The following is a 6,004-nucleotide window of genomic DNA, read 5'->3' on the forward strand; positions in this document are numbered from 1 at the left end:
GTATCGAGATCCACCGATGGGGTAGTCATGACCTGCCGAAGTTCATGCGATTCAGGTGCCGAGGTTCATGCGATTCACCTGCCGAAGTTGGCGCGATTCAGGTGCCGAAGTTCGTGCGATTTTGCAGCAGGCGAGGGTGGCAGACTTCGGGGATGCGCAGGCGCTTCAGCAGGTCTGCGGTGATGGGCTCAGGCAGTGGGGTTTTAGGGGTCTCTTGGGGCGCAAAGATTTTTTCCCAGTTGGGCTGCCGGGGTTGGGAACCGTCAGTTAAGTCGGGGTCGAGCCCGCCCAGAAATTCTGCGTCGATATCGTCGCTGTAAGTGTCGTCGTCGCGCTTTCGAAGGGCCAACAGACTGACGTAGGGATGCTCGAAGGTGTAGAAGATGCGATAGCGCCCAGCCCTTAGGCGGTGGAGCTTACCCCCCATATATTTGAGCTGCTTTTTGACTTTGGCGTCGGGGGTTGGGTCTTGCAGCAGCAGGTTGATTTTTTCGAGTACCTGGTGGCTTTCTTTGGGGGGTAGCCCCATCCATTCGGTCATGAAGGAGGGCTTTTGGGTGATGAGCCAGGTATCTGCCATGGAATCTGAGAGCCGTGTTAGTGGGAAGCCTCAAATAGGCCTCGGTTGCCATTGTGCTTAAGGTTCCCAGGGGTGGAGCAGAATTCTTGCTTATCTTTATCTGGCCTTTAACTGAGGGTTCAGAGCGATCGCTCACGTAAACGAGACGCCATCGGATCGGGAAAGACCCATCATCTCGGCGTAGTCCTCAGAGGTAATGATGGTTGAATCGTAGTCGTCATCATCGAGGTCGTAGTCGTTGTCATCCTCATCTTCATAGACTGCAACAGCATTGCGGATGAAGCGAGCACACAACCACTGCGCCACTTTGTCAAAATTCCGGTCGGCGTCCAAAAACAGCACGCCTACCACGGCTTCGAACATTTCGCCCCAGGTGCCAGGTTCTGCTTCGGGAGGCTTACGGTTCTTGCGATTCCAGGAGGAGCTAACGTCAGGCAGGCCTAGCTCAATGGCAAAATCAGTGAGGGAAGGGCGATCAGCGATCGCCTGTCGGTAGTCATCTAATTCTTCCCGCTCAAATTCTCGACCAGTGCCATATAGGTAGTCGGCCAGGATAGTGTCAATTAACGCATCACCCATGAAAGCCAGGGTGCGATATTTGCGTTTGATACGGTCTTGTTCTGCCCTGGAGAGAGCCATTTCATTGAGGGTGCAGGGGTCGGTGAGGGCGATTTCAAGCAGGTCGTCACTGTGGAAACCGGGAAAGGCGATCGCACGCTTAGCCGCTTCAAGTTTGATAGACAGATTGCTCATAATCAATTACCGATAAATACGTATTTGTGGGATGACGATATATCGATCTTCTAAGATTTCATCGGAGTCCTCTGCGGTCGTGACATGGCGGTAGATGTAGCGAACGGTTACTTCCCCAGGCTGAAAGTGGAATTTGCCGGGTTCTAGCCCTTTCCATCTCAGGGATTCATTACACTTTCTAGAGAATGTCCCAATCTCGACCTGCTTCTCATTGAAGCTTGACCATCCATTTCCCCAAGAGTTGGGCCGTAAATAGAGCGGATCCCCTTCCCGCATGGTTTTAATGACCTCTTGGTTACGTTGGGTCGCCCGATCGCCCAAATTAACATCACTGGGATTGAAATCAAAGTAGTTAATCCGTTTAGGCAACTCAACTGCATCTAAAAGCTCAGTGATGGGCTCAATTTGAGTTTCTTGTAAGAACTGGGTAGATTTGGCACCGCACAAAACTAGCTCTTCCTTGGCGCGGGTTGTGGCGACATAAAACAGTCGCCTTTCATCCTCAAGTTGATGCTTAGCCTCAGAAAACTTGGCAGTCAGCAAGATCACCTTTGAGAATTCCAGGCCCTTTGCCCCATGGCAACTGGTAACCAAAATGGCATCTTCATCAGTGAGGGAGTTGTTGGGGCTTTCGCTGAATTCATAGATGGATGTGGCAATTTCCTCGGTAGTAATGGACGTTGCCAGATCTGCGGAGCCAAACCCGCGCTCTTTGTCTAGGTCATCGCCAATCTTCAGCAGGATTTTTACTGTAGGTTCTGTAGATCTGTGACCCGCTGTCTCAAAGAAAGTTTGAAATTTTTGTCGTACCGATTCGGTAGAGCTGAGTTCTAGGTCGGGATTTTGCTCTAGTTTCTTTAAGACCTCGCGGGTAATTAAATGGCGGGTCAGCTTAACGTCGCGCCCCTTTAGGGCATAGGTTGGAATGTCTGCTAATCGTTCTAACAGAGCTCTGATTTCGCTGAGTTGCTCCCATTCCTTAGCCAAGATGGCAATGTCGTTGGGGCATGTGCCCTGGTCTAACCACTGGCGCACCTGCTTCGTGACCCAAATGGCTTGGGCCGTGGGTGTGCTAAATAGCTGTGCCAACACTGGCTTGCCCGTTTGCCCGATTCTGGCTTGGTCAATACAGACTTGCTCTTCTGGAGTCCGCTTACAGCGATAGCGGTTGTTTTGAATCACTCGATTGCCAACGGCAATGATGGATTCTGTCGAGCGGTAGTTCTCGGTCAGCAAAAATTGCTGAGCCCGATATTCTGCCTCGAACTGGAGGATGAATTTGGCATCGGCTCCGCGAAAGCCGTAAATATTTTGGTCGTCGTCGCCAATTACGCAGAGGTTGATTTGTACCGACTGGTTTTGATCTTCTTTGTCGTCTAATCCTGAAATCAAGCGAATCAGGCGATACTCTTGCTCGGTTACATCCTGGTACTCATCTACAAAAATGTGCTCGGTGTTGCCCAACAGCCGAATCCGGCGAAGCTGGATGTCATCATTGTCTTCCTCTCGGCTCTCCAGTAGGTCGCAGGCATCCTTTAGGAGGCTGTCGAACCGTTTTTCGGCGTCCTGGCGTTTGTGGGTAGGGGTCGTCGTCTCTTCAAGGGTGCGACCTAGGAGGGCTAGGGCTAGGCCGTGGAAGGTGTAGACCCGCAGCCGAGAGGCTAGGTTGCCGATTAAATCTTGCAATCGCAGGCGCAGTTCTCGCACAGCATTGCGGTTATAGGCCAGCACCACGATGCGATCGGGAGCCACTCGCTTAACCTTAATTAGGTAGGCAATGCGATGAACGATGGTGCGAGTCTTACCCGACCCAGGGCCAGCAATGACCGAAATTGCAGCAGCGTCTGCTTCTACAATCGCCTTTTGGGAAGCATTGAGCGGCCCCATAATGGCCTCGTAATCGGCCTGGGTGACTGGGCGCTGACTCAGACCAGGGTAGGCCGCCGTGAAGTCTTCGCCGGTGAGGGTAAAGTAGTCGTCTATGAGCTGCTGACGCTCTTGGTCATTCTCTGCCAGCTCGCCATACTTCGCCATCACGTGAGTCTTGCGGGCCTGTTCTTTGTAGTGCTCTTCTAGGGTTGGGTAACGGCTGTAGATAGTTTTGAGGTTAGCCCCTTTGAAGACCCTCACCTTTAAAGCCTGGTGGAATAGGGTAAGCCCATCCGTCAACCGCACAATTTCTCGCTCATGGAGCCAGATCAGCGTACGCCGGAGCTGCTGGGCTTCTATTTCTGTCGGGATGGGGCGCTCGCACACCGTCTCCAACAGTGCCTCAAAATCGCACTGTACTACCAATCGAGCCCCGGTTTTGGTTTCTAGGGTGTTGTCAATTTCGGCATACAGGGCGTCTAGCAGCTTGGTGCAGAACCCTTGATGGCGAGGCAGCCAGTCGATCACTTGGGACAGGGGGCCAGAGTCTGCATGGGTAGCGCCGATCTGGATCAGCCCCCCGCTGAGTCGTTTTAGTCTGACCCAACCCAGAGCTTGCCATCCTTCTAGCAATTGGGACAGTTTAGAGTCCCTCAACTTTTGGCTGCGATCGGCATCTAGAAAGGTGGCTAGTTTACGGGGGTTGACCACATGGCTGGGTTTGTCACCTACCTTATCGGCTAAATAGCTCAGGAGCTGTTCTTCTAGGGTGCAATAACGCCCATAGGTGAGTTTGGCATCGCCTTTTACAGCTTTAGTCACCAACAGCGTTAGCGGTAGCTGAGAAGTACAAACCCCAGCCCGTTGCAGTTCTCGAATGCGATCGGGCAACTCCAGCACTGGAATGCCAGACTCATCGCTGAGTCGCTCTAACGATATTCGCTCGCCTTCTTGCTGGTGCTGCTGTTGCACTAAATACATGCTGTAGATTAGCCGCTCGAAGGACTTAATTTCGCCCTGTTTAAGTCCTTTTTGGCGGCTATAGGTTAGAAACGTCTGCCAAGACTGAGATGGGGTAGATTGCTTCAGATGAAACTGCACCACCGTAGAGAGATTTTCGGCCCGCTCGATTAACCCAAAGTCTTCTAGGTGGTGCAGGGCTACCCGCATCTTGGTTTCTCGCTGGTCGTCGTCGGTGGCAAAGCGATCATCCAGGTCGCTGGTTTGATAGATCTCGTCGGTGGTGGCCCAGAACCAGTCTTCGGTGATAGGGCCAGAGCGGGAACGAGTGCGATCGCGCACCCCCCGCAGTGCTGTAAAGATATTTCTCAAGTCAGTGCTGGAGAGATGATTCAGACTCTTCAAAAAGAAAAGCATCTCTAAATCTTGCGGGTCAAACAGCAGCACGCAGTCGGCGGGGTCACCATCTCGACCGGCTCTGCCCGCTTCTTGGATGTAGCCTTCCAGGCTGCCGCTAGGGGTGTTGTGAACGACAGCTCGTACATCTTTGCGGTTAATGCCCATACCAAAGGCACAGGTGGCCGTTACCACGTTTAGATCGCCATTCTTAAAGGCAGTGAGCAGTTCGCTCTTTTTCTCTTTGGGCACTTTGCCGTGGTAGTGCTGGGCCTGAATATCGTGTCGTTGAAGCATGGTGGCCAAACGCTCGGCATCGCGGCGCAGGGCGGTGTAGACCAAGGCGCAGCCCCCCTGATCGAGCGCTCGCTGCACAGCCTCCACAATTAGCGAGTCTTTATTGCCGTTAACCGGGAGCACTTGGTAGTTAAGGTTGTCGCGATGAATGCCCGCTGCAATTTGGCGGTGAACGGTGAGTGACTGCTGCTGAAAAAGCTGGCAGATATCGTCGCGCACCTGGGCGGTAGCGGTGGCCGTGAGCAGGGCCAGAGCGGGTAGGGGGCGGCCTAGGGCAGTATAGAGATCGTGAATGAACTTGGGAATGTAGCGGTAGTCGGGACGGAAGTCTTGCCCCCACTGGCTGACACAGTGGGCTTCATCAATCACCCACAGAGCAGGCGGACGCTCTCGTAAAAGGTTACGGATGCTGATGGAACGGAGCTGTTCGGGGCTGATGTAGAGTAGCCCTTTTTGGCCATTGCGCAGAGCTTCTAGCCGCTCGGCCCGCACCGCTGCCGGTAGGTTGCCGTTGATGAAGGTGGCGAAGTCAAGCCCTTGAGATTCTAGATCTACCACCTGGTCTTCCATCAAGGCCTGGAGGGGTGAAATGCAGACCGTTAGCCCCCACTGGCGACGGTAATACATCAGGGCAGGCAGCTGATAGCACAGGGATTTGCCGCCCCCAGTGGGCATCAGAATCAGCGGGTTTTTTCTGGCGATAATGGCCTGAACGGCTTCTTCTTGAACCTCTCGAAAGCTTGGAATGTCAAAGGCTTCTAGGAACGGCTGATAGGTAAACCCCGCTGGCGTAACTGGGAATAGCTGATTGAGGGTGTCTTGAAACTGAGGCAGATGATTCAGCCATGCCGAGGGAGCTTGCTTGGATTGGTGCTGGTGGCGCTCAAAATTCCAGACCAGCAGGGCCGCGACAATGAAACGACGGTCGAAGTCGGCCTCGCGCAGCAGAATGCCCCAGATGTAGTCAAAAGCGTCAGAAGAGAGGTCTGTAAGAACAGCAGGGGGAAGATCTCCAAAGGCCGGAGTTATGTTGATTTCTGGTGTATGGAGGGAAAAGAAGGAAGGGCGTATCCTGCTGGATGAAACAAGGTAACCAGCGAAGGAATACACCATGAATGACGACAATCTTATTGCATTGCCCCCGAGCGA

Annotated in this window: 3 protein-coding genes; all 3 read right to left on the reverse strand. The window is 53.1% G+C overall.

The annotated features are described in order from the left end of the window. Nucleotides 1-97: 97 nt before the first annotated feature. Nucleotides 98-580: a type II toxin-antitoxin system RelE family toxin gene (locus ACQ4N7_RS29795; RefSeq protein WP_430715049.1), complete on the reverse strand. Its 483-nt coding sequence runs from the start codon at nucleotides 578-580 to the stop codon at nucleotides 98-100. 132 nt (nucleotides 581-712) lie between these two features. Continuing rightward, entirely contained in the window at nucleotides 713-1,333 is a 621-nt protein-coding gene (locus tag ACQ4N7_RS29800) for a ribonuclease III domain-containing protein (protein ID WP_430715050.1), read from the reverse strand. Between the two features lie 6 nt (nucleotides 1,334-1,339). Continuing rightward, nucleotides 1,340-5,968, reverse strand: a complete 4,629-nt coding sequence (locus ACQ4N7_RS29805; RefSeq protein WP_430715051.1) for a RecQ family ATP-dependent DNA helicase — start codon at nucleotides 5,966-5,968, stop codon at nucleotides 1,340-1,342. Nucleotides 5,969-6,004 lie beyond the last annotated feature (36 nt).

The organism is Nodosilinea sp. AN01ver1, from assembly GCF_050565655.1.
Classification (GTDB): Bacteria; Cyanobacteriota; Cyanobacteriia; order Phormidesmidales; family Phormidesmidaceae; genus Nodosilinea.

What these genes read in the sequence shown, in the direction of transcription:
- ACQ4N7_RS29795 (WP_430715049.1), bottom strand. Translation starts at nt 580, where the DNA reads ATGGCAGATACCTGGCTCATCACCCAAAAGCCCTCCTTCATGACCGAA.
- ACQ4N7_RS29800 (WP_430715050.1), bottom strand. Translation starts at nt 1,333, where the DNA reads ATGAGCAATCTGTCTATCAAACTTGAAGCGGCTAAGCGTGCGATCGCC.
- ACQ4N7_RS29805 (WP_430715051.1), bottom strand. Translation starts at nt 5,968, where the DNA reads ATGGTGTATTCCTTCGCTGGTTACCTTGTTTCATCCAGCAGGATACGC.